Annotated in this window: 29 protein-coding genes and 1 tRNA gene; 15 read left to right on the top strand and 15 right to left on the bottom strand. The window is 38.4% G+C overall.

The features are described 5' to 3' along the window. Window positions 1-4 precede the first annotated feature (4 nt). Genes AACM45_RS01990 through ribB form a run of 3 tightly spaced genes read left to right on the top strand, consistent with a single transcriptional unit; the run spans window position 5 to window position 3273 of the window. Window positions 5-652, top strand: coding sequence for a LolA family protein (locus tag AACM45_RS01990; RefSeq protein ID WP_339140387.1), 648 nt, complete (start codon window positions 5-7; stop codon window positions 650-652). A 4-nt stretch (window positions 653-656) separates the two neighbouring features. Next, entirely contained in the window at window positions 657-2138 is a 1482-nt protein-coding gene (locus tag AACM45_RS01985; RefSeq protein ID WP_445227717.1) for an LptF/LptG family permease, read from the top strand. Further along, complete coding sequence (ribB, locus tag AACM45_RS01980) at window positions 2131-3273, top strand: 3,4-dihydroxy-2-butanone-4-phosphate synthase (protein ID WP_339140386.1); 1143 nt, start codon at window positions 2131-2133, stop codon at window positions 3271-3273. Before AACM45_RS01985 ends, ribB begins: the two co-directional genes overlap by 8 nt. A 53-nt stretch (window positions 3274-3326) precedes the next feature. On the opposite strand, the gene AACM45_RS01975 is transcribed toward ribB, so the two are convergent. The 12 genes from AACM45_RS01975 to AACM45_RS01920 all read right to left on the bottom strand — a co-directional run bounded on the left by AACM45_RS01975 (window position 3327) and on the right by AACM45_RS01920 (window position 11319). Further along, window positions 3327-3941 (bottom strand): hypothetical protein, encoded by a 615-nt coding sequence (locus AACM45_RS01975; protein ID WP_339140385.1) that lies wholly within the window; start codon window positions 3939-3941, stop codon window positions 3327-3329. Then, window positions 3938-4444, bottom strand: a complete 507-nt coding sequence (locus tag AACM45_RS01970; RefSeq protein WP_339140384.1) for an RNA polymerase sigma factor — start codon at window positions 4442-4444, stop codon at window positions 3938-3940. Before AACM45_RS01970 ends, AACM45_RS01975 begins: the two co-directional genes overlap by 4 nt. A 74-nt stretch (window positions 4445-4518) precedes the next feature. Next, window positions 4519-5718 carry a DegT/DnrJ/EryC1/StrS family aminotransferase gene (locus AACM45_RS01965; RefSeq protein ID WP_339140383.1) on the bottom strand — a complete coding sequence of 400 codons (1200 nt, stop codon included), beginning with the start codon at window positions 5716-5718 and terminating at the stop codon, window positions 4519-4521. Window positions 5719-5976: 258 nt separating this feature from the next. After that, window positions 5977-6732 (bottom strand): sulfite exporter TauE/SafE family protein, encoded by a 756-nt coding sequence (locus AACM45_RS01960; protein WP_339141176.1) that lies wholly within the window; start codon window positions 6730-6732, stop codon window positions 5977-5979. A gap of 115 nt (window positions 6733-6847) precedes the next feature. Beyond that, window positions 6848-7738, bottom strand: coding sequence for a DUF5777 family beta-barrel protein (locus AACM45_RS01955; RefSeq protein ID WP_339140382.1), 891 nt, complete (start codon window positions 7736-7738; stop codon window positions 6848-6850). Continuing rightward, window positions 7728-8276: a YceI family protein gene (locus tag AACM45_RS01950; RefSeq protein ID WP_339140381.1), complete on the bottom strand. Its 549-nt coding sequence runs from the start codon at window positions 8274-8276 to the stop codon at window positions 7728-7730. Before AACM45_RS01950 ends, AACM45_RS01955 begins: the two co-directional genes overlap by 11 nt. Before the next feature lies 1 nt (window position 8277). Then, window positions 8278-8688, bottom strand: coding sequence for an OB-fold protein (locus tag AACM45_RS01945; RefSeq protein WP_339140380.1), 411 nt, complete (start codon window positions 8686-8688; stop codon window positions 8278-8280). A 116-nt stretch (window positions 8689-8804) separates the two neighbouring features. Further along, the gene (locus AACM45_RS01940; RefSeq protein WP_339140379.1) at window positions 8805-9065 is read right to left on the bottom strand and encodes a hypothetical protein; all 261 of its coding nucleotides are present in this window, start codon (window positions 9063-9065) and stop codon (window positions 8805-8807) included. An 8-nt stretch (window positions 9066-9073) separates the two neighbouring features. Beyond that, window positions 9074-9928 carry a DUF5777 family beta-barrel protein gene (locus tag AACM45_RS01935; RefSeq protein ID WP_339140378.1) on the bottom strand — a complete coding sequence of 285 codons (855 nt, stop codon included), beginning with the start codon at window positions 9926-9928 and terminating at the stop codon, window positions 9074-9076. After that, window positions 9925-10335 carry an OB-fold protein gene (locus AACM45_RS01930; RefSeq protein ID WP_339140377.1) on the bottom strand — a complete coding sequence of 137 codons (411 nt, stop codon included), beginning with the start codon at window positions 10333-10335 and terminating at the stop codon, window positions 9925-9927. Before AACM45_RS01930 ends, AACM45_RS01935 begins: the two co-directional genes overlap by 4 nt. Then, window positions 10332-10895 (bottom strand): YceI family protein, encoded by a 564-nt coding sequence (locus AACM45_RS01925; protein ID WP_339140376.1) that lies wholly within the window; start codon window positions 10893-10895, stop codon window positions 10332-10334. Before AACM45_RS01925 ends, AACM45_RS01930 begins: the two co-directional genes overlap by 4 nt. A gap of 31 nt (window positions 10896-10926) precedes the next feature. After that, complete coding sequence (locus AACM45_RS01920; protein ID WP_339140375.1) at window positions 10927-11319, bottom strand: hypothetical protein; 393 nt, start codon at window positions 11317-11319, stop codon at window positions 10927-10929. Between the two features lie 215 nt (window positions 11320-11534). Between AACM45_RS01920 and AACM45_RS01915 the strand changes: the two genes are divergently transcribed. The 3 genes from AACM45_RS01915 to AACM45_RS01905 all read left to right on the top strand — a co-directional run bounded on the left by AACM45_RS01915 (window position 11535) and on the right by AACM45_RS01905 (window position 13361). Then, the gene (locus AACM45_RS01915) at window positions 11535-12644 is read left to right on the top strand and encodes a LytR/AlgR family response regulator transcription factor (RefSeq protein WP_339140374.1); all 1110 of its coding nucleotides are present in this window, start codon (window positions 11535-11537) and stop codon (window positions 12642-12644) included. An 81-nt stretch (window positions 12645-12725) separates the two neighbouring features. After that, window positions 12726-12810 (top strand) — tRNA-Ser (locus AACM45_RS01910). 353 nt (window positions 12811-13163) lie between these two features. Further along, entirely contained in the window at window positions 13164-13361 is a 198-nt protein-coding gene (locus AACM45_RS01905) for a hypothetical protein (protein ID WP_339140373.1), read from the top strand. Between the two features lie 128 nt (window positions 13362-13489). On the opposite strand, the gene AACM45_RS01900 is transcribed toward AACM45_RS01905, so the two are convergent. Continuing rightward, the gene (locus AACM45_RS01900; protein ID WP_339140372.1) at window positions 13490-14122 is read right to left on the bottom strand and encodes a response regulator transcription factor; all 633 of its coding nucleotides are present in this window, start codon (window positions 14120-14122) and stop codon (window positions 13490-13492) included. Between the two features lie 56 nt (window positions 14123-14178). Next, window positions 14179-17085 carry a ligand-binding sensor domain-containing protein gene (locus AACM45_RS01895; protein WP_339140371.1) on the bottom strand — a complete coding sequence of 969 codons (2907 nt, stop codon included), beginning with the start codon at window positions 17083-17085 and terminating at the stop codon, window positions 14179-14181. Window positions 17086-17366: 281 nt separating this feature from the next. On the opposite strand from AACM45_RS01895, the gene AACM45_RS01890 reads away from it, so the two are divergent. The 9 genes from AACM45_RS01890 (at window position 17367) to AACM45_RS01850 (ending at window position 24995) form a co-directional block, all read left to right on the top strand. Further along, window positions 17367-17882 carry a RidA family protein gene (locus AACM45_RS01890; protein WP_339140370.1) on the top strand — a complete coding sequence of 172 codons (516 nt, stop codon included), beginning with the start codon at window positions 17367-17369 and terminating at the stop codon, window positions 17880-17882. A gap of 46 nt (window positions 17883-17928) precedes the next feature. Beyond that, complete coding sequence (locus AACM45_RS01885) at window positions 17929-18561, top strand: DUF2306 domain-containing protein (protein ID WP_339140369.1); 633 nt, start codon at window positions 17929-17931, stop codon at window positions 18559-18561. A gap of 121 nt (window positions 18562-18682) precedes the next feature. After that, window positions 18683-19474, top strand: coding sequence for a DUF6090 family protein (locus tag AACM45_RS01880; RefSeq protein ID WP_339140368.1), 792 nt, complete (start codon window positions 18683-18685; stop codon window positions 19472-19474). A 33-nt stretch (window positions 19475-19507) separates the two neighbouring features. Continuing rightward, a complete protein-coding gene (locus AACM45_RS01875; protein WP_339140367.1) occupies window positions 19508-20272 on the top strand; it encodes a DUF6090 family protein in 765 nt (254 codons plus the stop codon). Window positions 20273-20321: 49 nt separating this feature from the next. Next, entirely contained in the window at window positions 20322-21599 is a 1278-nt protein-coding gene (locus AACM45_RS01870) for a metal-dependent hydrolase family protein (protein ID WP_339140366.1), read from the top strand. Between the two features lie 58 nt (window positions 21600-21657). Further along, a complete protein-coding gene (locus AACM45_RS01865; RefSeq protein ID WP_339140365.1) occupies window positions 21658-22839 on the top strand; it encodes a DUF1624 domain-containing protein in 1182 nt (393 codons plus the stop codon). Window positions 22840-22855: 16 nt separating this feature from the next. After that, complete coding sequence (locus AACM45_RS01860; RefSeq protein WP_339140364.1) at window positions 22856-23635, top strand: DUF6090 family protein; 780 nt, start codon at window positions 22856-22858, stop codon at window positions 23633-23635. A gap of 77 nt (window positions 23636-23712) precedes the next feature. Next, window positions 23713-24195, top strand: coding sequence for a hypothetical protein (locus AACM45_RS01855; protein ID WP_339140363.1), 483 nt, complete (start codon window positions 23713-23715; stop codon window positions 24193-24195). Next, window positions 24192-24995: a DUF6090 family protein gene (locus AACM45_RS01850; protein ID WP_339140362.1), complete on the top strand. Its 804-nt coding sequence runs from the start codon at window positions 24192-24194 to the stop codon at window positions 24993-24995. The genes AACM45_RS01855 and AACM45_RS01850 overlap by 4 nt, the downstream gene beginning before the upstream one ends. 450 nt (window positions 24996-25445) lie before the next feature. On the opposite strand, the gene AACM45_RS01845 is transcribed toward AACM45_RS01850, so the two are convergent. Then, on the bottom strand, window positions 25446-26348 hold the full coding sequence (locus tag AACM45_RS01845; RefSeq protein WP_339140361.1) for a hypothetical protein: 903 nt from the start codon (window positions 26346-26348) through the stop codon (window positions 25446-25448). Window position 26349 lies beyond the last annotated feature (1 nt).

The raw sequence follows: 26349 nt of genomic DNA, 5'->3' as shown, positions 1-26349 counted from the left end.
GATCATGTTTAAAAAAACACTATTCCTAATTGCACTAATTGGTTTTGGCCTTACCGCTAGGGGGCAAAACTCACAAAAAGCGAAGGCCCTACTTGATGAGGTATACAATAAGGTTGTTGGTTATGACAATATTCAAATCGAATTTCGATATACCCTTGAAAATACCGAGGCGAACACCAAAAGTGAAACACAAGGCAAGGCGAATCTGGCCGGTGATAAGTACTTAGTCGATTTGTTTGGGGCGAAACAGTTGTTTGATGGTTCTAAGGTCTATACCATCGTTCCTGATAACGAAGAAGTGACCATTGAAGAACCCACCGAAGGTGAAAATACGGTTACCCCTTCAAAAATGTTGACTTTTTATCGAGAAGGCCACACTTATGCTTGGGATATTCTTCAAAATGTTCAAGGCAGAAAAATACAGTTTGTAAAATTAACACCCATCGATACCAATTCTGAAATCAAAGAGATTCTATTGGGTATCGATGCCGAAACCAAACACATACAGCGATTGATTGAGACGGGCATGAACGGTACGAAGACGACGATTACCGTTAATTCTTTCAAAACCAATCAGTCCCTGTCAAAAAGCTTGTTTACTTTTGATGAGGCTAAATATAAAAATGACGGCTATTATATCATAAGAAATTAACGTCTTGAAGTTACTTGACCGCTATATTTTAACGCGTTTTCTTTATAATTTTTTCAGTTCGTTTGTAATATTGATGGTAATCTTTATTTTTCAAACGGTCTGGCTTTTTATTGATGATTTGGCCGGTCGTGACCTTGATATCATCATCATCGGTAAGTTTTTATTTTACCTCATGCCCAATCTTACCGAAAAGGTACTTCCCTTGACCGTATTACTATCATCCATCTTAACTTTTGGCTCATTTGCCGAAAACTATGAGTTCGCGGCCATGAAGGCCTCTGGGGTTTCCTTACAAAGGGCGATGCGCAGTTTAATCATTTTTGTCATACTATTGGGTGGGGTAACCTTCTTTTTTGCCAATAATGTCATTCCACGTTCTGAGCAGAAAATCTTCAACATGCGCAGAAATATTGCCAAAGTGAAACCAGCTGCCGTTATTGTAGAAGGGGTTTTCAGTGATATCGAAGGTACCGATATGAATATTAAGGTGTCGAAAAAATCAGGGGAAAAAGATCGTTTTCTTGATGATGTTATCATTCATCAAAAATCAAGGACGAAAACGAACACAACGGTAATCAAGGCCAAGAAAGGGGAGCTTGTAAGTGAAGAATCGTCAGATATTATTCAACTTGTATTGAACGATGGCAATTACTATCAAGAAATGCAACCAAAATCTGCCACGGATAAAAAAAAGCATCCGTTCAGTAAAGCACAGTTTGAGGTGTACATTAAAAATATCGATATCTCATCCTTAAACGACCAAGACATTGAAAAAGAATCGGATATTACCACCGATAAAATGAAGAATGTCGTTCGATTGAATAAGGATATCGACTCCTTGAAATTGAATAACCTAAAACAGGTTCGGGCATTCTCAAAAAACATTTCGGCGCGTATGGGTGCGTTCCCTTTTAAAGATACCACCAAAGCCGCTCAGGTTCAAAAGTTAAAACAAACGACAACGACCAAGATAGACTCTACATTCGATAAAAGTGACATCGTAACATTGCTTCCAAAATGGCAAAGGGCGCAACTCTTTGAAAATGCAAAAAACAATGTCAGCAATATCTTAAATACCGTTACCGGCAAAAAGCTTGAACTGAACAAACGCTACGAGAACTATAATCGCCATATTCTTTCTTTGCATAAAAAGTTTGCACTGGCCTTTTCTTGTATTATTTTGTTTTTCGTGGGTGCCCCGTTGGGTGCCATCATTCGAAAAGGTGGTTTGGGGCTACCAATGGTTATTGCCATTGTTTTATTTTTGACCTACTATTTTATTGGTGTCTTTGCGGATAACTCAGCAAAAAAAGGTGCCATTCATCCCATTTTTGGAGCTTGGCTGTCTACGCTGATCATGCTTCCCTTGGGTATCTCATTGACAAAAAGGGCCACGGCGGATAGGGGATTAATGAGCTTCGCCAACGTTTTTGATAAGATTACCAAGGTATTCAAAAAGAAAAAAGAAAAAACATCCAATGGCTGAAAATACTATGCTTGAATTTAAGCTTAATACCATTTCAGAAGCTATAGCTGATATTCGTAACGGAAAGGTTGTTATCGTTGTTGATGATGAGAATCGGGAGAATGAAGGTGATTTTTTGGCCGCAGCGGAATTAGTTACGCCTGAAACCATCAATTTTATGGCTACCCATGGTCGCGGATTAATTTGCGCACCACTCACTGAGGGACGTTGTGAAGCGCTAGGGTTACATAAAATGGTATCACATAATACGGACCCTTTAGAAACCGCCTTTACCGTCTCAGTCGATTTGAGGGGAAATGGGGTGACCACGGGCATATCGGCCTCCGATAGGGCGAAAACGGTTGTGGCGCTTACCGATGATGCTACTAAACCCCACGAATTGGCCAGACCCGGACACATTTTTCCCTTGATCGCAAAAGAAGGTGGTGTGCTTAGAAGAACAGGGCATACCGAAGCTGCTATTGATTTTGCGCGGTTGGCCGGACTTAAACCGGCTGGAGTAATCGTCGAGATCATGAATGAAGATGGTAGCATGGCGCGATTACCACAATTAGTGGAAGTCGCTAAAAAGTTTGACCTAAAGATTGTCTCCATCGAAGATCTTATTGCGTATCGCATGGAGCATGACAGCCTAATCGAGAAAAAAGAGGATTTTACGATTCAAACCCGGTTTGGCGAGTTTCGATTGCGTGCCTATAAGCAAACCACTAACGACCAGGTGCACATCGCCCTGACCAAGGGGGATTGGAAAAAAGATGAGCTCGTACTTACCCGAATTAACTCCACCTTGGTAAACAATGATATTCTCGGTACACTGACCAATAATCCTGACAGTAAATTGAACGAAATGTTCAAGGCTATCAATGCCGCCGATAAAGGAGCTTTCGTATTTATCAATCAAGAACCGGAGACCATGAACCTTTTGGGAAGGCTAAAAGAGCTCAAAGGCCTTCAACGTGACGGTATTCTAAAAGCACCGAAAATAGATATGGATGCCAAGGATTTTGGTGTAGGTGCCCAAATTTTGCATGACCTTAATATTTCCAAAATCCGGCTACTAACAAATTCAGAACAGACCAAGCGCGTAGGTATTGTTGGCTACGGATTGGAAATTGTGGAATACGTTACCTATTAAACACTTTGCAAGTTTATCCGTTTAAGGTGTTTAGCTTCGTGAAAGTGTTTCGATTACTGGTCTTCTTTGAGCAACGCCAATAGTTTATTCACTTTTTGCAATCTGGGCAGAAATTCCCTTTTTGCCACCCATTTATTCATTGCATAGGCAACTATTCCGACGAGCATAAAAATCGAAAACTGAATCCAGACCATCTTAGTGCCCGCTATTTCAGACCAAGATTTGTTCCATAGGTTCAGCTTGCCAATCATAACCAGGGCCACTCCACCAAAACAAGGGAAAACGGTCAGTACCATAAATCCATTGGACAAGCGTATATGATTTTTGAGGTATTGCCTATGTTGTTTTAGATAGTCAAGATATGAGCTCGCTTCATTAGGTTTTGTCCTTTTAAGCCTAAGAACGACGTAAATCAAAAACAAGCACCAAAGCATAAGCAAAATCACGCCTACTTTAGCCAAGACACTAGGTAGCCTGAAAGCAACATAGAGCAAAATAAGAAACATAACAATCGCTGAACCTATTGTTCCAAAATCCCATTTTCCCGTAATCTTGTCAAACCTACCCAGACTGGACTGTACCTCTAACAGCAATTTGGATTTCTCAAATTTTATTTGCTCATGCCTCGGTGAGGATTGCCAAATTTGAATCAATTCATTTTCAATCATAGCTTAGCATTTATACAATTCAACAACTTCGTCTTTATTCTTTTCACCTTCACTGCAATGGTATTCTCTTTTAGTCCTGTTATGCTGGCAATTTCCCGGTAGGGTAAGCTTTCGAGATATAGGGTGATTACAGCCTTATCGGCATTATTCAGGTTCCGTACGCAGTTTCGTAGTAACAGCAATCTTACTTCGTCTGGTTTATTCTGATTTTCAACATCAATCTGTTCAATTTCAACACTTTTCAATCGTGAAAACCGCTTTCTTTCGCGTTGTAAATTGGCACGATGCCTCAAACACACATTAAGGGTAATTCGATACATCCATGTCGCTAGGCTTGAATTTGCCTTGAAATTTGGCAAAGCCTTCCATATATTTACCAAAACCTCTTGAAAAAGGTCTTTGGCATCATTGGGATCTTGCGCATAAGAAGAACAGATACGAAGTAGTTTATCTTGTGAATCGTCTAGTGCATCCAAAAAAGTGCTTTTTAAATCTTTGTCCATAAAGATTACCGTCTTTACTTATTTAGTTACCGACAGTCATAAATTATGACAAAAATCCTTGGTTTTTTTGGGAGCTACGGATTTACTATTTGACGGATAATCCCCGCCATTTTTGCTGCCCTCCCATGAACTTCCTTTTCCGTCCAACCAAGTTTCACCAGACATGAAATGTTTCGAGCCATCCAATGGTCAGACTTAGAAAAATCTTCCTTGGTATAATCAGGAATTCCTTCCAAAACATCTTTCGGTAACCGACCAAGGGATTTTTGTTGAAAGAGGTGCCCCCATTTTCGGTAATAGTGCCAGTTGTTATCAAACCAATAAAAACAAGCATCAATTTGCGATTCCCCTAAAGCCTTGTGGACTTTTCGAGTGAGCTCTTCGGTAGGAAGAAAAAAGTTTAAAAAAGAATAATTCTCAACGCCTCCATCGGGTACGCGCCTAAAGGTAATTTCAGGAATATCGGAAAGTACCTTGCGTAAGATGGTATAATGTTTCTCCTGCAGGGCAATGAACTCATCCAATCGATTTATTTGAGCGCAGCCTACGGCCGCATTCAACTCTGAAATTCGAAAATTGTACCCCAAAAAGGGATGGGTCTCCGCACCCCTATCATTTCCAACATGGTCATGACCATGATCTGAATAATGGTCCGCATTCTTATAATAGGTTTCGGTATTGGTTATAATTGCACCACCCTCCCCACAGGTAATCGTCTTTACATAATCGAAAGAAAAACACCCCAAGTCCCCGATACTACCCAAAGGCTTCCCGTTGTAGCTGCCCCCTATCGCCTGACAGGCATCTTCTAACAATAGTAATTGATGTTCGTCACAAATTGCCTTTAAAGCCCCCATGTCTGCCATTGAGCCACACATATGGACCGGCATAACGACCTTGGTCTTTGGGGTTATCGCTTTTTTGACCGCATCGGGATTCAAGGTCAAGGTGTCGTCAATATCAACAAGAATTGGAATTGCACCAACCGCTAAAATAGACTCAAAAGTAGCTACAAAAGTGAAGGTAGGCATGATGACCTCATCTCCTGCCCCTACTCCAGCACTGACCAATGCTACGGTCAATGCCGAGGTTCCGCTGCTGACCAATTGCGCATATTTGGTCTGCATACGAGCGGCCAAAGCCTTTTCTAGTTCTTTGGCTTTCCAATGTCCGTTGCGCATACTGTCAAAACCATAGCGCATTAATACCCCATTATCCAACACATCTTGCACTTGCGCTTTTTCTTGAGCCCCAAATAATTCGAATCCTGGCATAATGGTTTATGGTTTATGGTTAATGGTTAATGGTTAATGGTTAATGGTTAATGGTTAATGGTTAATGGTTAATGGTTAATGGTTAATGGTTAATGGTTAATGGTTAATGGTTAATGGTTAATGGTTAATGGTTAATGGTTAATGGAAATTACAAATTTCATCTGTATCTTCAATGTTCTTTTTACTAGCTCCTCTCCCCTAATCCCTCACTCCTCACTCCTCACTCCTCACTCCTCACTCCTAACTCCTAACTCCTAATTAGGTAAAAAACCACAATTTAATGGCCATGGCAATCACCATAACAATGAGGAAAGACTTTATAAATCCATCTCCCTTCTTGACCGAAAATCGGCTGGCTACCCAAGCCCCTGTTCCATTACCGATAGCCAAGACGAGGCCTATCAGCCATTCTACCTTGTCATTAAAGGCAAATACGGCAAGGGCGGATAACATATAGATAAATACCACTACTACTTTCGTAGCGTTCGCACGAACCAAAGTCATTTTATTTATGAAATGTAGAAAAAGTAACATGAGAAAGCCCAGCCCTGCGTTAATGAATCCACCATAAATTCCGAAGAAAAAGAACACTATGATTCCAATCCATAAGTGCTTGCCCGTAAGTCTTTCCTTCAAATCGGTTGTTTTAATCTTTAGTTTGAAAATGATGATCAGCACCACTGCGATCATGACTATCGCTAGAATCCTATTAAAAGCCTCCCCATCAACGTCAACTGCAATTCTAGCACCGATAATTGCCCCAAAGAGGGCAGAAATCCCTAAATACACATTAAAAGGATATGTGTTTATGCCCTTACTTTTAAAACCGGCGGTAGCCATAGCGGTCTGTACGATAATCGCCACCCTATTTGTACCGTTTGCAACCGCGGGTGGTAGACCCAAAAAAATAAGTATTGGCAATGAAATTAGAGAAGCCCCACCTGCAATGGTATTTATAAAACCGACCACAAAGCCCACAACAACCAATAAAATAAAATGGTACCACTCGTACATTTTATAAAAGTACTGCGGCCGAAGGTGGTATGCCAACATGTTTCCCCCTAAATTTTGTTCCACAACTTCTTGTGTACCGTTATGGGTTTACTTCGTATTTCCCCAAAAATCTTGTTTACTTCTTAAGCTTATTCTTAAAGTGGATTACATAAGTGGCGTTAAAGCCAAAATTCAGGTTGGGATTACGAAAATTGAAGTTATTCCTGGTCTGGGTAATAAAGGTATCTTCTACCATGTTCACTGCATTTGTCAACATAAATTGCAAAAGCACATCCCCAAGTTCCCAATTGACCCCAATGGCAAATGGGTCATGGGTCTCGAACGATTCAATGGGATTCACCGTATGATAATATTCGGAAACTAAGCTCAAATGGCTTCCTAATTTATAGCGGGCCCCTACACCCAAAGCAAAAAAATTGGTCGGGTCATTTGGCTGTGTTCCCAATGATTTATGAACATATGTTGGTGCCAATTGAAACGAAAAGTCTTTCGTTACCTTTTTAGAAAGCAATACCTGGGATGTGAATGCCAATCTATCTGAAAAATCATCGGCGATAGCCTGGTTTGCGATTGGACTACTGTCGTAACTGAAATTTTGGAACAACGTCACCCGAAAAGGAAGTACACCTGCATTTTTGGTTGGTATCCTATACTTGAGGTGAGCATCAAAAAGGCCATCAAAGGTCGTAGCCCCGCCACCGAAGGTGAGATTGTCGGAAATACCATATTCCAAGGCTATTCGACTACTCATTCTATCGGCGATAAAGCTCTGCGACCTTTCAACTGGCAGGTTCCAGAAGCGATTTGCGACAAACACCTCAAGAATACCCTTACTTCTTACTTCAGTTGAATGGCCAATGGTGATTCGGGTCATTTTAAAAGTGGCAGGAATGAATTGGGTTGCTTTAGAAGTTTCAGACTCCAAAATTTCCAACAAATCTTGAGAAAATGACCTGCTCACCGTAAGCAGCACCATGGCCGTAGTAAACGCAATTCTAATCTTCATAAGGCTGATATTCAAATCTAAATTCTACTGAAATACTTTTGGCTATATTTCCTGCAAGTAATGGCGGAATATTGATATCATAGTCTTTTACAAAAGTTTCAAAAACACCGGAAACCATGTAATTATTATCTTGTTTTACAATTTTTGTCTTTATTTCCAACTCTTTGGATTTGCCATGCATGGTAAAAACACCTTTAACAATACGGGTCTGCTCGCCATCGATAGTAGGATCAAAATCTACGATTTCACCTTCAAAAATGGCCTTTGGATAGATATCCGACTCTAAATAACTTTCATTAAAGTGCTCTCGCATCAACGCCTTTTCAAAAATAAAAGCGTTCATTAGCATACGAACCGCAATCTCCTTTTTATCTATATCGATTACACTTAGAACCTGATTGTTTTCGGCTTTTATATCTTCAACTGAAGTATATGAAAAAAAAGAAACCTTCCCTTGTCTTGCAATTACCTTTTCCGTGGCTTTGGGTGGTTTCGCATTAGTGACCATCAAAAGAAAAATGACTAAAATCCTTATCATGCTATTCGCTCTTGACAATTATACAATTCAACATAATGACATCTTTCAACATTCCCTTTAAAAGGCCTTTGATTACCAAAGAATCCCCTTTTTGTATGGTCTTTATCTTATGGGTTTGATTGGAATCCATATCGCATATAATATAGTTTTCTTGTTCGTCATTTCCTTTTAACAAAATAGTTACCCTGTTATTGATAGTGTTGACTTCATGCACAATCCCTGTAACCGCGATGACGGTCTCGCTATCGTACTCTTTTGTGGTTTGCAAGGTAGCAATCAAATTGCCTGCATCATACGACATTTTAGGCGCGATGGCACTAATATCTTGATTCGTTGCATATTTACAACTGATAACGGATAAGGCAAAACAACCAAAGACAATACGATATAAAAATGAAAAATGCCTTATCATATCCAACTTGTACTAACCATAATTAAAACTACTACTTTATAACGGACTTTATATAACATCAGTAATTCAAAATTAAAAGCCTCCCTCAATTGGGAGGCTTCTAAAAACTACTTAAACTAACACAAACATATTTTCGATACCGCTTCATTGGGGTTTGTGAATCGCTCCCCAATTTCGGGGTGACCTATTTCAGATAATACATTTAAGACATCGCATAGCTCATTTGCCCTTAAAAAATTAAAGACTACTAAAGACTCACTTACATATAATTCGATATTTGAAATGGATTTTATTTCGGCCAATCGCGCCTTTATTGCGCTTTTACAACTTGTACAGAATCTATTCTGCACCTGAATTCTTGCTAATTGTATTTCCATTTTATGTATCAATTAAAGACCCTTGAAAGATTAAAACCAAAGAAAAAATCACCATCTCCCCAATCTCCGGTTGCCTGCCCTAAAAAACCATTGGTGTTCATTGGTTGGGCGTTGGTAAAATGCAATTGAAACACATGCCCGCCTGTTTCTATATCGACACCGATGGAAAGTGGATTTACAAATGGTGAGCTAGACGCCCTGTTCAAATGCAGGCCATAATCAAAATTGAGTGAAAATCGTTTTGTCAACTTATGTCTACCACCAAAGCCAAGTACGTATTGTGAGTTGTCTTGTTCATCAATGGCTACCAAATTGTCATGAAAAAAAGTCGGTATCAACTGAAGGGAAAAGTTTTTATTGAATTTTTTTGAAATCAGCATTTGTGCCGTATATCCCAATCTATTTTCAAATTCTAGACCTGGCAAAAATTGCCGGTCCAATGCAGTATTGATAAGAATGTTGTTCGAACTTACGATCGTGAAGGGAAAACCATCCTTTTTCTCTCGTATCAACCTTACCTTTAAAGAAGATTCATAAATCTTTTGAAATGAGCTTCTTGAAACACCGATATTGATTCCATCCGTAATCCCATACAAAAAATTGAGTCGCGTAACCGCTTGATCCAAGCCGAAAAAATCTTCAAAACCCGTTCTTACCGATCCAAAGCGATGTGATACCACAAAATACAGCTCACCTTTTGAGATCATCTTCGTTGATTCAAAATTTACGATTTTCAATCCTTTAAATGCGGCGGTCTTAAACGAACTGGGTTGCACGGAATCAAATTCAGCAAGCAGATCTTCTTGGGCATTGCTACCCAATATTGCAAAAAGAAATATGCTTAATACTATTTTAGTTTTCATTGGTTGTTTTTAATAATGGTTACTTGATCTATTTTTACCAATAGCAGAAATTCATCAAAGCCTATGCATCTGCCTTTGGTCTTTACGATATCACCAACTTTGATATGTTGCTTGTTTCCTTCTAGAAGGTTTGCCTGGACCTTCCCTTCCATTACAATGAAATTTGGCCCCACTTCGGTAATGGTTCCAGAAGTTTCTAAGACTTTGTCCACATATTTGAGGGTGGCGGCTTCGGGGTCATTTAGAAAGTGAAATTGTAGGTCTTCGGCATCCATTGTGAATTCCGTAACTTCTTTGGATATTTCACGTTGTTCAGGATTGATGACCTTTTTATAGACCACAAAACCTGTAATAAGCCCTACTACTAAAATGGCCATGACGATATATCCAATTCTTTTCTTGCTCATGGTCGTAGCTTAAAATTGATTAATACATTTACTTGCTTCGCAATTTTACCTCGAACGATTGCAGGGATCTCAATATCAAAGTCAGAAGGGGCGACCGCAAAGCCACCCTTCATGACAATGGCTCCATTCAATTGATGTAAGCGAACCACTGTTTTGACCTCCTTTTCTTTTCCATGCAATTCTAATTTCCCATCTACTTCAAATTCCTTTGGAGTTTCAGACAAATTGGAGAGGTCAAAATCTCGTAACTTACCTTTGAATATTGCTTTGGGGTATGTTTCGGATTCCATATAATTTTCATTGAAATGCTCTTCCATTAGCGAGTTCTTAAAACGGAATGCCGTAACTAATGCCAAGGAGGCAAATTCACCATTATCGGCATTCAAAACGGCGGTAACCGTATTATTCACAGCTTCAACAGGTTCAAAGAGTTTCTCGGAAGCCTCAAATTTTATGTTACCGGATTTATCGATATATTTTGTTTGTGCTTGTAAACTGTAGACCAATACGTTGATAATAAGTAGTACCAGTGCTAGAAGAAGTGTTCTGTTATTTTTCATTTTTTTGACTTTATTGGATTAGGATTGGAATTTAATTTTCTGGAGTCCCGTTGTCAATCCACTCTTGGATCTGGTCAATGGTATTTTGGGGTAATCGCCCAGCAGGTGGCATTGCACCGGCCGCACCATTTTGCCTCGCCATCGCACTAAGAATGCTATTGGCCCTCTGACTGACTTGCTGAAAATTTTCAAGTGCAAACGGGGCTCCGTTTCTGGGTGGATTGTCGTGACAGCCGATACAACTACCTTGAATAATGGCCTTCACCGTGTTTTCATAGGTGATTCCGGTTGCTTCAACATCGTCGGTTTCATCATCACTACCTTGTTCTTGGTCAAGCCCGATCAAATCATCTTCGCTGTAGTTTGTACAGCTACAGACGACCAGGAAGCATAAAAAAAGCATAATCAACTTAGTTCTCTTCATTTTTTTCTGTTTTAAGTGTTTATGTTAATTAGGATTCAAATGAACCCATATCGTCTGGGATACAACCTATTAACTTTTGTGAAAGGGAATTTTTAGGCTTAATAAGGAATATTTGACCTTGAAAATTTCAAGCTTTTACCATTTAAGTTGAGTAAAGCACGTTCGTACCTACTATATTTTTTAAAGATTCTTATTTTAGCATTTAACAAAGCATCATGCGAAAAGACCGTCTTTATCTGTTGACATTTTTATCGGTTACTTTGATATTTTTAATCATATCAAGCGTTGCCGTTGGCTATTTCGTAAAATTCAGTGCAGATAAGGTACTAGAGACACAATTAGAGTTCAGTAAAAGGGAAGCCAGGGAGGTTGCTTCGTTATTGGGTGCACAATTGGCCAATGGCATTCTTAAAGACACCGTAATCATTTCTTTGCAAGAAAGTATTGAGAATACCGACCAGACGACCGGTTTTGTAAGCATGTTTGATTGGTCAGGCAAAATTGTCTGTCATCCTGATGTTAAGATTATTGGAGAGATTATTAGCCCCGAACAGTCTTTTGTCTCCTCGGTATCCGATAACCTCACTTCAAAAGACTTCTATAACCTATTGCAGGATAAGGAAGAGGTCGGGGGTATTCGAGATTTTGAGGATGGACTACAAGAATCGGAAGTCGTATATCTTTTTCCGGTCAAGAATTCTGACTGGATTATTGCCGCACATGCCAATACCCAAATGGTCATGGCCCAAATTGGTGATTTAAGAAGTAAGTTTTATACCATTTTAATCATCATGGGGCTAGTTATGATCGTTTCTTCGGTAGTTGCGGTTAGGCTAATCGGAAGTACTTATGAAAAAAGATTGGAGACGAAAAACCTAAAACTTTCCAATGAAGTGGTTAATCTGGCAAAGTTAAATAGTGCCGTCAATGCCTACCAGCAGAAAGTAGAGGAAAAATCAGAGGTAAACCTTGAAGATGACGTTGCGACCAAAAGGCGCATACTTACCTATCGTAGAAATGAACTACGGCCGGTGCCTACTACCGATATTGCCTACATTTACACGGAAAGTACCATTACGTATGTGGTCTGTATCGATTCAAAACGTTCAACATCCAATTCAAGTTTGGATGAACTTTTTTCCAATTTGGACAGCACCTATTTTTTTAGGGCCAACAGACAATTCATCATTGCCATTTCAGCAATAGAAAAAATAGTCAAGTATGGTAATAACCAACTTAAAATCTTAGTGAACCCTAATTCTGAAGTAGATATTATCATTAGCAAGAATAGGGCCTCAGAATTCAAACAGTGGCTTAATCTTTAGCTTGTTTTAAAAAAAGCAGCTATAGAACATAAATTTATGTTCCATAGAATAAAAAAGGTTATTATATTTGCACCCGCATTAGGAGAAATGGCAGAGTGGTCGAATGCGGCAGTCTTGAAAACTGTTGAGGGTCACACCTCCGGGGGTTCGAATCCCTCTTTCTCCGCATCAAAAAGCTTCACCGTAAGGTGGAGCTTTTTTGGTTTTCTGTAGACGGAAAGCATAGCTTTCTTAATCATTTTTCACTACATCGAAGTAATTTTTAAATTCATTCGGTATCCGTTCAACTCTCCATGGTTGATTTGATGCTATTTGGTATCGTATTCCATTTAATAACGCTTACTTATTATATCTTGGGCGTTTTCCTTTTCATTTAATGGTGTTTGATTGTATTTAATCTTGTATGATAGACTTTGTAGCACTGTAAAACCAGAGTCCGTCTCTTTCTCCTTCCGCTTACTTCCCATAACGCCATAGCCGTTACCTTTTCGGTAACCACCCTAAAATTTTGATTGGGTAATGAATTATAAAAGGGAAGCTATAACCGATTATGCCGTCTGTTCCAAGAAAATTTTGACCTTTCTGAAGAAATGTATGGTGATGGTCTTGGAAGCGAAAACTGTCGCTTTTTCAGCTACTGTGTTCAAGATTATTTTAGTGAACCGCTTTTTGAGAAATGTAGCGAATGGGGTGGAACGGCTTTTAATTACTGAGTAAATTAATCTATCGACCTAAAAGTGTTATTATTGGATTCCTATTTTGAGGGAGCTTATTTTGATGTAAAACCTTTAACTAAATTAGAAACGCACAACATATTTACGACCTATGAATTTTAATGGTATAAATCAAATCTCATTGTCATAAGATTTCCTGATTAATTCCGCCTTACTGTTAATGTTCAAGGCCTTGTAGATGTTTTTTATGTGGCTACGTACGGTATCTAAAGACACAAACAAATCGTCAGCAATCATTTTATAGCTCTTACCAGCCACAATACCATCAACAATTTCTTGTTGGCGTTTGGTGAGTTTTTGCGACACTTTTTTGCTGGGCGCAAAACGGTTGACCACCTTACGGGCGATGCTGGGCGACATATACGAGCCCCCGGCATACACCACTTCTACCGCTTCCAGTATTTTTGCAAGGGGCGTCTTTTTGGACAAATACGAACAAGCCCCAGCCGAAAGCGCTTTGAAAATCTTGTCATTGTCCTCAAACGTGGTCAACATAATAATATCTACCTCGGAAAATGCATCCAACAACAAGGGGATGCCCTCAATACCCGAAATGCCCAATAAATTGATATCTAATAAAATGATTTCTGGCTCTAACCGATTTTTCACTTTTGCAAAATCAGAAAGAAAACATTCTACCGAAGTAGCCGTTTGCAGTTCAGCAATACCCTCTTGTGCCCCAAAAAAGTCGCGCAAGCTTTCCTGAATCAACAAATCGTCTTCAATGAGGGCTAGAGAAATCATAACTATAAAATTACGAAATGCAACCCGTCAATAAACCACATAACAATGTGAAAAAATCACATTTGAAAAGGCAAGTCCAGTTGTACACTAAAGCCATTTTCGGTATGAAAATTCAGGGTTCCCTTCAATTTTTTGGCACGCATTTTCATATTTGAAAGGCCAAAACCAGTAGATTTATAGGTTTCTTTGTTGCTACCATTATCCTGTATGGTAAACGAGCAACCCTTGGGGCTATTGACAATCTTTATTTGTACCTGCGTGGCATCAGAGTGCCGTACCACATTGTTAATGGCTTCTTTGTAAATCAAGAAAATGTCCTGCTTGGTTTGAGTGGGCAATTTTTTGTCCAGATTTTTGATGCCCTTGCTATTAATGTTGAAGGTGATGCCTTTGGACAACAGGAGTTCTTCGGCTAGTTCCTGCATACGTTCAATCAAGTGGGCAATGGTCTCACGACGGCTGTCTATGCTCCATACCAAATCCCGCATTTGTGAAACGGCATTTCGACTGATATTCCCGATTTTATGCAAACGCTTTTTGTCTTTTTCGCTGGCAGTTGCCTCCAAAAGTTCGGTTTGCATCGCCAAGCCCGATAGCATCGAGCCCACATCATCGTGCAGGTCGCTGGATATTTGGGTACGTAACCGTTCTATAGCCAATATTTGTTGCAGCCGATACCTAAAAACACTATAAACAATGCCTGAAAGAGCCAATAAGACCAACCCAATGAACCACCAACGCTTGTAAAATATTTGCCTTACGGTAATGGGTATGGACAGCACCGAAGCACTCTCTTTGCCGCTAGAATCGGTGCCCTTCACCTTTAACACATAGTTGCCTGCCGGTAGCTGGTTGTATCGGATAGATGTGGCGTTGCCCTGATAAAACCATCGGTCTTCAAAGCCCTCCAACTGGGTGCTAAAAGTATTTTTGTTATTCTGAAAATAGCTGGGCAGTGACCAATTTACTTCAAAATACTGGTCATAAGGCGAAATCTCGAGCTCCGAAAATTCGGTTTGGGCGTAATCGGTTTCAAAATAGTCTTTGGTCTTGCTATTATAACCTGAAATTCCTAAAAACTGTATGTCTGGTGGTTCAACAGGCTGTTCAAGCTCCTTAGGGTCAAACACGTTCACACCATTCATTCCCCCGAAATAAAACAAACCGTTATTGCTTTTAAAAAAAGAGGAATAATTGAATTCATTATGCGAAAGACCGTCTTCAGCGTAAAAGTTTTGAAATTCCCCAGACGACATATCCATAACAGACAAGCCATCGTAGGTACTTATTAATAACGTATTGTTTTCTGTTTTTAAAACACCTACCACATTGTCGTTTGGTAAACCATTGTCCGTTGAATAATGTGCTAAAAGTTCACCATCCCCAGAAATATGTTTTAGGCCACCACCATAAGTACCAACCCATAAACTCCCATCATCATCTTCCAGTATGGACAAAATTTGATAATTACCGAACCCTGGTAGGGTACTTTGATTGTAAGAGGTGACTATTTGGCCTTTAAGGTCAATTTTTATGACGCCATCATTGCGGGTGCCCAACCAAACTTGGTCTTGGTCACGACTTTTTTCAAAAACCCGAATATCCCTGATATTAGAATCAAGCGACTTTGTGCTGAAAATAGGTTTGCTTTTTTTAGACTTGGGGTCAAATAACGTTAAGTGTTCAAAGGTATAGCCAAAGAGCAATTTACCGTTGTCTAACCGAAGTAAACTATTAGGTCCATTAACATTGTTGTTTGATGTAAAGGCATTGTACGTTGTAGTAAGCCCTGTTTTTAAATCTATTTCGCTTAAACCATTTGCTGTAGTATAGGCTTTGGTTTTAGTTTCGTCGGTTACCAAGAAATTGGCATCATATAAGAGGGATATAGGCTTTCCTAAAGCATTTTTTAAGGGCAAGGTGTCGGTTATTCCCGTTTTTGTAGTGTACCAGAGTTTATGCTGATTTTCACATAAGGAAAATATACGACCTTCAAAAGCTTCAAAAATACCGCGCATGGAGTTTCCCCAACCTTCCTTTTCAGATTTAAAGAGCGTTCTAAAAAGTTGTTCTTCGGTCTTTATTTTGAAGAGGCCATTGTCGGTACTTCCCCATAGTAAGCCAGTTTTATCAACAAATAAAGAACTGATTACAGAAAAATCAAAAGTGCTTTTTAATAGGTTGCCATAATTGGTAAAATTGCCCTGAGCATCCATCTTATATACACTGGAATCACTCGAAAACCATATATTATTATTCTTATCTTCTACGGCATGCCTGAAAATTTCATTTGATTTTAGTATGGTTTTGTGAGTCTTGGTTTTAGTATCGAAAATGGCAATGCCACCTGTAGAGTTTGGAAAATAATAGTGGGTGTTATTGCTATCGAAAAAGGAAGGTACATAGTGTATCGCATCACCTGACCAATTATGGGTATCTAATTTTATGTGCTCTAACAACTCGCCTTTAAGACTATATTTGTTGGTTCCCCGAGTGGTTGTCCACCATATAAAACCATCAGCATCTATGGCCACTTGGTTGAAAACACGTTTATAACGATTAATCTGTGCCATAACGTGAAAGGCATTGTTTTCAAACTTTTGAAGGTATAATTTTGAGCTATCCTTTTTTACTTCCCAAAAATCATCGGTAACTACCCATATAGCATTGTCTTTTGTTTTAAAGACATCCAGAACCCTATCTTTTAAGTTGTGTTTTCTGGTGTAGTTTATAATGGAATCTTCAGTTAACCGCAATTGAAATAACTCATCATTGGCCATAAACCATAAGGCATTCTCGGTGGGCTCATAAACCATATTGGCTTTGATGAAGTCTTCTTTAATGTAAAAGGGATTATTGGTATCGCTTGTATAGGCCTTAAAATTTGTACCATCGTAACGATTAAGACCTTGGGTCGTACCAAAATACATTAAACCGGTACTGTCTTGCGTAATATTAGACACGTCTCTAAATAGAAGACCGTGGTCTGTGTTCAGTACATCAATTTGTGAAGGATTTTGAGCGAGCGCATTTCCAATAAAAAAACATATAACAAAGCCGAAAAGAGTTCGTAAATGTCTAATAATAATACTCAAAAGGACTGGCTAAATTGGTTGTAATGTCTAAATATACAGAATAATAGCTCCAAATTTCACATTAAGATGTGGTTGACCCATCAAGTTCTCCATTTTAAATTGCAGAGGTTAATTTATACTTGAGATTACGTGTCTCATTACCAATTATTATGAAAAATTCAATTTTTATTTCATTGGAACAAATGCTTGTTTTTATGGTATCCATATTCTTACTATCAAGCTGCAACCAAGTATCCGAGAAGGAAACCGAAATTGAGGACGAAACAACTTTCGTTATAAAACCAGAATACTTCCTACTACGCCCCGAAGTAGAAAAAGCCTACGGCTACTCACACGCCGTAAAAATTGGCAACATCATTAAAATTTCAGGAGCGGTCAGCATGGGAGATGCTGGAAATCCAACCGCTATTGGCGATATGGAACAACAGATGAAAAACTGTTATGCCGATTTGCAAAAGATACTCACCCACTACGGTTGCACTTTTGATGATGTAGTAAAGGAAGACATTTTTACTACCAATATGCCAAAAATGCTAGAAGTTTCTGGTTACCGTGCTGAGATTTACAAAAACGGATTTCCCACAGGTTCTTGGCTTGAAGTAAAGGCCTTGGCATTGCCAGAATTTATGGTTGAAATTGAGCTTGAGGTGCATAAATCTGAATAAAAGTACGGTCGCACAAGACCATTATCACCAACTAAAACCGATAAAAATGAAAGAATCGAGCACTTTTAAGCTTTCCAAACCCAAATCCTATGTATATGTAGTAGGCTGGGTATTCTTGATAGTATTAGCGGGAAAATTCATCATAAATGATGCTTTGCCCTATTTTGGATTTAACAAAGAAGTTTTGGGTAGGTGGTGGAACTACAAATGGTCTCTAATAGGGCATATTTCAGGAGGGTTTTTAGCTTTGGTAATTGGGCCTTTTCAATTCTGGAAAGCCTTTAGAAACAACTATTTAACAACACATAGATGGCTTGGTAGGATATATCTAATGGCCATTGTAGTAGCAACAGTATCTTCAACCTATTTAGCTTGGACAAGTGCTTTAAAAATACATTGGACTTGGGCAGTCGCCTTGCAAGCTCTAGCATTTGCTTGGATAGTTACTGCATCTATGGCATATATCTCGGTAAGACGGAAACGAATACAACAACACAAAGACTGGATGATAAGAAGTTATGTAGTGACTTTTGGTTTTGTAACATTTCGGTTTTTAGACGGATTGCCATTTGTAGAAAACTTAGGTGATTTTATTGAAACTGGTCCAACAACGATATGGGTTTCTTTTGCAATTCCTTTGTTGATAGCCGAAATATTTATCAGTTGGAATAGAGAATAAAAGCTTCTGAAACTGTCTAAAACCATAATGCTTGGCTTCATTGTCTATCTATAGATTGTGGCTGATTTGTTTATCCTTAATCTAATATGGGTTGCGCATCATTATCAGAAACTACTAACCAATGATTAAATTTTTCCGAAAAATAAGACAAAGACTACTCTCTGACCTGCCTGCCGGCAAGGCAGGAAATAAATTCAGTAAATATCTCATTTATGCCATAGGCGAAATTGTCCTAGTCGTAATAGGGATTTTAATCGCGCTTCAAATCAATAACTGGAGTGAAAATGAAAAAATAAAGAAAGAAGAAAAAATACTTATTACGGGTTTAATACAAAATATTGAAGAGGACATTAAGAGTTTAACATTTGTGACGAAAATAGATAGCACTTTCATAGATGCCAACAGAATACTTCTAAGCGCATTGAAGAATGATTCGATAAGGCGGAATAAACCCTTGCTAAAACAAAAAATTTATGAAGGCTCATTTTCGGCCAGTTTCGTGCCTAATCAAATCATTTTTAATCAAATCCAATTTTCAGGTAAGTTGAATTATATCTTAAACGATTCCATTAAAAATAAAATTCAATCCTACTATGATAATGTTTCAAATGTAATGGACTTTCAGGAAACCAATCTTAAAGTGATATATAGCGCAGGCATTGACCTGATACCATTTTTTAATATCAATTCTGTACTACAAGATGGTTTGCCAGATTTTGCAAAAATGGAAGTGGACGCCTTTGATAATTCATTTTTTTATGAATCTACACAGTCTGATAGCGTAAAAGAGTTTGCAAATAAATCAACTCTCAAACAAGCATTGATGGCACCATTGTACAGTACACACAGTGAATTGCTTCAAGAAGGCATAGCATTAAGGAAACGTTTGATTCAGTATCTAGATGAAAAATAACGAAGACACCTAAGCATAACAAATCAACAAAGAATGATTAAGTTCTTCAGAAACATAAGAAAGCGACTACTTTCCGAAGGAAAAACCAGTAAGTACTTTAAATACGCCATAGGCGAAATCGTCTTAGTCGTCATTGGAATTCTAATAGCCCTTCAAATCAATAACTGGAACGAAGACCGAAAAAACAGCATTACCGAAGCCGATTACTATTGTAGAATTCTGGATGACTTTGTGCTAAATGAGAAGCTCATTGATGAAAATAACGAACTGATAAACAAAAGAATACAACTCACCAAAGCACTGATAAAAGATTTAAATAAGATACCCAATGTTAAGAGTACCATTCTAAACAAATTCATTGCAACTGCCAGGCAAGACGTTTTTGTACCCAGTACCATCACTTTTGACGATATAACATCCTCAGGGCAATTAAAACTATTGAAAGATATTGAATTGAAGAACCGGCTCATAGAGCACCGAGCCTTTTTAAACAACACTTTAAATCTTCTAGAGGAAAACAGGAGTGAAATTGTTAAGAGGGCTGCCAATTATGACCGTATAACAGAACTGGGATATCAAGATGTTGATTATATGAAAAAAGCGCTTGGTGAAGAACTCATTGCTTTATTACCTAAAGTTGATTGGACCAACGACCCTACGCATCCTTATTTCAAAAAGGTTCAGGATAATCTTGTCTTCATTTTGGGGATGCAAATAAGGCAGCGGCAGCATTATGCTAATCTAAAACAAGAAATACAAGAACCCATTAAATTATTAAAAGATAAAAACTGTAACTAACGAAAGCCTGCCTACCGGGGGCAGGCACATTAACCAAAAACTCAAAAAAATGAAAAAACGCTACTTACTTATTGCCTTGTGTTCATTCACCATTTCAATCTATGCGCAAACAAAGCTCCTAAAAGCGGAAGCCTATTTGGATGTAAGCACAGGAAAATTAATTCAACCAGCAAATATTCTTGTTGAAGGTGAATTGATACAATCCATCAATCCCGCTTCCATTCCAGAAAACATAGAAATAATAGACCTAACGGGAAAGATTCTACTACCCGGATTAATGGATATGCACGTTCATCTGGACTTAGACTTTGTAGAGAATTATGAATATCTACTCGTCACCGAAAGTGGAAGCAAGCAAACATTGAGAGCAGCCAGAAACGCTAGAAAAACCCTTTTATCTGGCTTTACCACGGTAAGAAACATTGGCCAGACACACCCTACTATCGAACTTATTGATGTGGCGCTTTCAGAAGCAGAGAAAAATGGGTGGATTGAAGCCCCAAGAATCATTCCCTGCGGACATATGATAGGCATCACGGGAGGACACGCCGATTTAGCGATGATTGCGGGTTATGCAGATGGTATTTTGGATGCGGAACCTGAATATGGCGTAGCAGATGGAAAGGATGAGGTGTTAAGAGCGGTAAGACATCAAATAAAGTATGGTGCGAAAGCCATAAAGATTATGGCTACAGCCGGAGTTTTATCATTAGAAGAATCGCTAGGAGCACAACAACTTACCGATGAAGAAATGAAGACTATTGTAGATGAGGCTAAAAGACATCATATCACAGTAGGCGCCCACGCACACGGAACAGAGGGAATAATCGCCGCCATTAATGCGGGTGTAACGTCTATTGAGCACGGTTCCATATTAGATGATGAAGCCATACAACTAATGATAGAAAAGGGAACCTACCTAGTACCAACTACAGGATTGTTTGATGTAATACCCAAAGGGTATGACAAAATGAACCCGCAGCTTGTTGAGAAAGCCAAGTATATCATTCCTATCGCCACCAAGAGTCACGAAAAAGCTGTTAAAGCGGGCGTTAAAATTGCCCTTGGTACCGATGCACCGCTTATTCCACACGGAATGAATGCAAAGGAGTTATCTGCAATGATTGCCCGTGGAATGACACCTTTGCAGGCCATTAAATCCGCTACCATAATTCCCGCCGAAATGCTCAATCTTAAAGACAGAGGTGAAATAAAGCAAGGGCTACTAGCTGACATCATTGCCATTGAAACGAATCCGCTTCAAAATATAAAAAGTCTGGAAAACGTAGTGTTTGTAATGAAAGGTGGAGTTGTCTATAAAAAGTGAAAATGAAAACCCACACCAAACTCTAGCAGCACTTAGTTAAACCGGGCAAACTCAATGTATGAAACAAATAGCCAACCGAATCGAATCTATTGACATTTTACGAGGCGTGGTGATGGTCATTATGGCCGTAGACCACGTTCGTGATTATTTTCACTACGGGTCTTTTTTTATAGACCCAACGGCTTTAGAAACCACTACGCCAGCTGTTTTCTTCACCCGCTTTATCACCCATTATTGCGCGCCGGTGTTTGTGTTTTTGGCAGGTACGTCGGCATTTTTGTACGGAAGCAAGAAAAGCAAAAAGCAGTTGTTTAAATTTCTGCTGAGCCGCGGTGTTTGGTTAATTGTATTGGAAATAGTTGTAAACAACCTTATCTGGACTTTTGACCTAAGTTACAGCTTGCAAATATTTGGTGTTATTTGGGCCATCGGGTTTAGTATGGTTTGTTTGGCATTTTTAATTTATCTACCGAAAAAAGTGCTTTTCGGCTTGGGTATTTTGTTAGTGGCAGGTCACAATTTGTTGGATGGTTTGGTTATGGAAGGGCAAAGTGTCCTAAGCATTTTGTGGTACGCCTTTCACCAGCAGGAATCTGTATTGGTGAACCCCAACCATTTAATATTGCTTTATTACCCCTTGCTACCCTGGATTGGTATTATGGCACTTGGGTATTTGTTCGGAACCTTTTACCAAAAAGGATTTGACCCCAACACCCGAAAAAAATGGTTGTTGCGCCTCGGTTTTGGATTATTGGTGTTCTTTTTTGTGGTACGCGGCATCAATGGTTATGGCGATTTGGTACCTTGGAGCTATCAAGACACTACTGCCAAGACCATTATTTCGTTTTTTAATGTGACCAAATATCCGCCCTCGTTGTTGTTTTTCTGTATCACCTTGGGGCCTGCCCTATTGTTTTTAGTTGCCATTGAGCGGGTTAAAAACAAATTGACCGATTTCTTTCTGGTATTTGGGCGCGTGCCGCTCTTTTACTATTTCCTGCACGTGTTGGTCATTCATTCATTGGCTATGGGTGCAATGGTACTTTCTGGCGACGATTGGCAAGAGATGGTGCTGACAGGCGAACGTTTCCAGAATGCTTCCCTCATTAATTACGGCTACTCGTTAGCGGTAGTGTATTTGGTTTGGGTAGGCGTGGTCTTGTTGCTGTATCCCATCAGTAAAAGGTATATGCGGTACAAAGCCAACAACCGGGACAAATGGTGGCTAAGTTATTTATAGTTGAAGGTAATTTGATATGATAAAACTATTTAGAAATATTAGAAAGAGACTACTTTCCGAAGGGAAAACTGGACGCTACTTAAAATACGCCATTGGCGAAATCATCCTGGTGGTCATTGGGATTTTAATTGCGCTACAGATAAATGATTGGAATCAATACAAAAAAGACCGAAAATTAGAAGCGCAGTATTATTGTAGGTTATTGGAAGATGTTAGGCAGGATTACAGTAATTATGAATACTCTCTTGACCTATTAGATATAAGAATTAACGCGAATAATATCATAATTCAAAAGTTGCTGGACAATACCATGCCTTTGGACAGTATTGGAGCATATCTTTTAAATTCCGTCAAATTTTCCAATAGAAATTACCGAGCTACTACCGATGCATTTGAGGATATTAAATCGAGTGGAAACCTGAACATTTTAACAGACTTTTCTGTTAAAGATAAATTGGCCTCCTACTATCAGTCAATGAATAGAACCAGCTCTATCATAGAAACTAATGGAAAAGCTATCACAGACAAACGTTTTTTTGAAAAGAAGGATTTTATTAGTTCCGGATGGATAAAAGTGCTAAAGCAATTAAACGGAATTGATACCACAAAAGTCAACCTTGACCTACTGAATTCAAAAGTCAATTTTACTACGGAAGTAAGGGAAATAATGATAAATGATGCCGTCTTTTATTTGGGAATCAACTCTCGCAATAAACAATTGTTGAAATCACTTGAAGATGAAATAGTAGCAATGATTGGTTTGCTTCAAAACAAATGCGCTGAAAACAATGATTAAGTTTTTAAGAAATAGAAGCGCTTAACATCATTTAAAAAGAAAACAGTAAGCATTTAGACCGTTTAAAAACAAATAAAATGAACGAATTACTTCAGGAATATGCTTTAATAGCTGAGATTATATCGGGATTAGCCATTATCATATCATTGATTTTTGTCGGTATTCAAATTAAAAGAAATACCAAGGCAACCCAGGCATCCACGTTTCAAGCTATTGCAGAATTGGATATAAACCTGCTGCTCAATTTTGGTAACTCAAAAGAATTGGCGCAACTCATCTCAACGTTTAGAGAAAACCCAGAGGCCTTAACAGAGGAAGAGCAAAATCACGGGTTTTATTTATTTGGTGCAGAAGTACGGCACGTTGAAAACTTGTTTCTACAATATGAAAATAGAATGTTGAGTGAAAAACATTGGCAATCAAGAAAAGCATTAGTTGATGGCATAGTACTTTCAGGCGGTTTTGGAGCATTGCTCAAACATCCATTTAGAAAGTATTTTGATGGTTCATTTATTGAGTATGGCAATGGCCGAAGACAAAAAATGGGCATAGAAGAATGATAAAATTCTTCAGACATATAAGACAAAATTTACTGTCAGAAGGCAAAACTGTAAAGTACCTCAAATATGCCATTGGCGAAATCGTCCTCGTGGTCATCGGAATATTGATTGCTTTAAGTCTTAATAATTGGAAAAACTATCAAGACGATAGAAAAGAAGAACGAATACTACTGCATAATTTACAGCAAGAGTTTACCAAAAATCTAAATGAACTTCATTCTGACCATAAAATCAATCTCGCAACATTAGAAGCCTCGCATTACTTTTTAGAAACTGACTTAAACACAAAAACACCTAAGCAAACGGATAGTTTAATAGGGCGATTAAGTATGTATGCAACTTTTGACCCAAGTGTTGGATACATTAATCAGGCAATAAGTTCTGGAAAGTTGGATTTAATCCAAAGTGATTCGCTTAAAATCCATCTTAGTCAGTGGTCAGGTGAGCTCAATGATTTACATGAAGACGTTATTGTGAGACGAGAACATTTCTTAAATCATCTTCTTCCAGTGATTAGGAAACATATTCCAGCAAGAAATTCAGATGCTACCCAAGAGCGACCAGATTATCAAAGACTTATGCAAATTAGTCCGATAAAAGTTCCCGATGAGAATTATGCAGAATTTATAACCTCACTTGAAGTAGATGGAGTTATTTATGACCATTATATGAATCAATATTTTGTTTTTATTAATGAAGAAAATATTGAATTATACATTAAACGTGTTTTGGAATTACTATTAAACGAATTAGACTCAAATAACAAAAGTACAACGCTAAAAAATGATTTAGGTTTTTAGAAACGTAAGACAGCGACTTCTTTCCGAAGGAAAAACAAGCATACACTTTAAATAAACAATAGGCTTCAATTTTTGTGGATAGTATGATTCATTTGAAGTAAACTTTCGAGAAAAGCATTAAATATTGCTACTTTACTCGAAAGTTTACTATAATCTGTCAATAAGAATTTTGCTTAAACTCATTTACAAGAATTTGAACCCGAAACATCACAAAACTCTTAAACATTTGTTAAAAAGGGGCTAATTCGGTGTCAGTAAATTTCGAAGGATGTTTTAAGCCCTATAAAACCTCAAAAAACAAGATTTTGGATAGTCCCTCTTTCTCCGCAAACAAGCACTAAGCTTGAAATGAAAAAACCACCAAGTTTACTTGAGTGGTTTTTCTGTTTTTAGGGTTTCGGTGTTTGGTAAGAAACATGACCTAAAAAGAAATCCAGATTCCACTTTAAATTAATCCCGATAATGCTCAAGGATTCTAGCATCGACCCAATAAATATCTTGGTTACTGGTGTAGAAAAAGTATTTTCCATCTTTACTCACAAACGGACAGAGTTCATGGCCTCTACTGTTGATCAATGTACCCATGTTCTTGGCATTTCCCCATACACCATCCGAATTTTTAAAACTAATATACAAATCGCCCCTACCAAGGCCATCTGGTCTCGTTGCACAAAAAATGACGTAAGACTCATTTGGATCAATAAAAACATCCGCCTCGTAATTAGGTGTATTTATGGCGTTACCCATCGGTTCTGCCTTTTGAAATTCCCCATTAACTGCTTTTGAGGAGTATATATCAAAGTTCCCCCCATTTTTATTTGATGAAAAATACATGGTGCCATTCTTGGTAAATGAAATGTAATATTCATTGCCCTTGGTATTAATGTTCGGCCCGGCATTAAAAGGTTGTGACCATCCATCTTTCGATTTTTCAATATACCAAATGTCATAGTCCTCCTTGCTGTTCAACCCATTTAAGGCCCTTTGGGAAATAAAATATAATCGATTTTCATCAGGCGAAAGAAAAGGGTCATTGTAACCATAAGCTTTATGGGATAGAATAGTTCTGGGTTGACTCCAAACGTTTTTAACTAACTTGGTATACCGAATCTCTTCTTTTCCATTGACATTCACCCCATAAAAGAATTCGGTAGCATCTTTATTAAAGACAGATCCGAACTCATACTCCCCTTTTTTGGAAATAAAATTTGGAGCAAAAACCTCTGGGGTCGTGTTAGGTGGTTTTTGACCTAGATATTTTAGTTTTTCATTAGGCTCCGTTTGTCCAAATACGTTTACAAAGAACAATAGGCTTAACAAGACAAAGAGTGTTTCCATATTTAATTTTATCATT

The organism is Croceitalea sp. MTPC5 (genome assembly GCF_036985505.1).
Taxonomy (GTDB): domain Bacteria; phylum Bacteroidota; class Bacteroidia; order Flavobacteriales; family Flavobacteriaceae; genus Croceitalea.
This window is presented reverse-complemented; position numbering and strand designations above follow the sequence as displayed.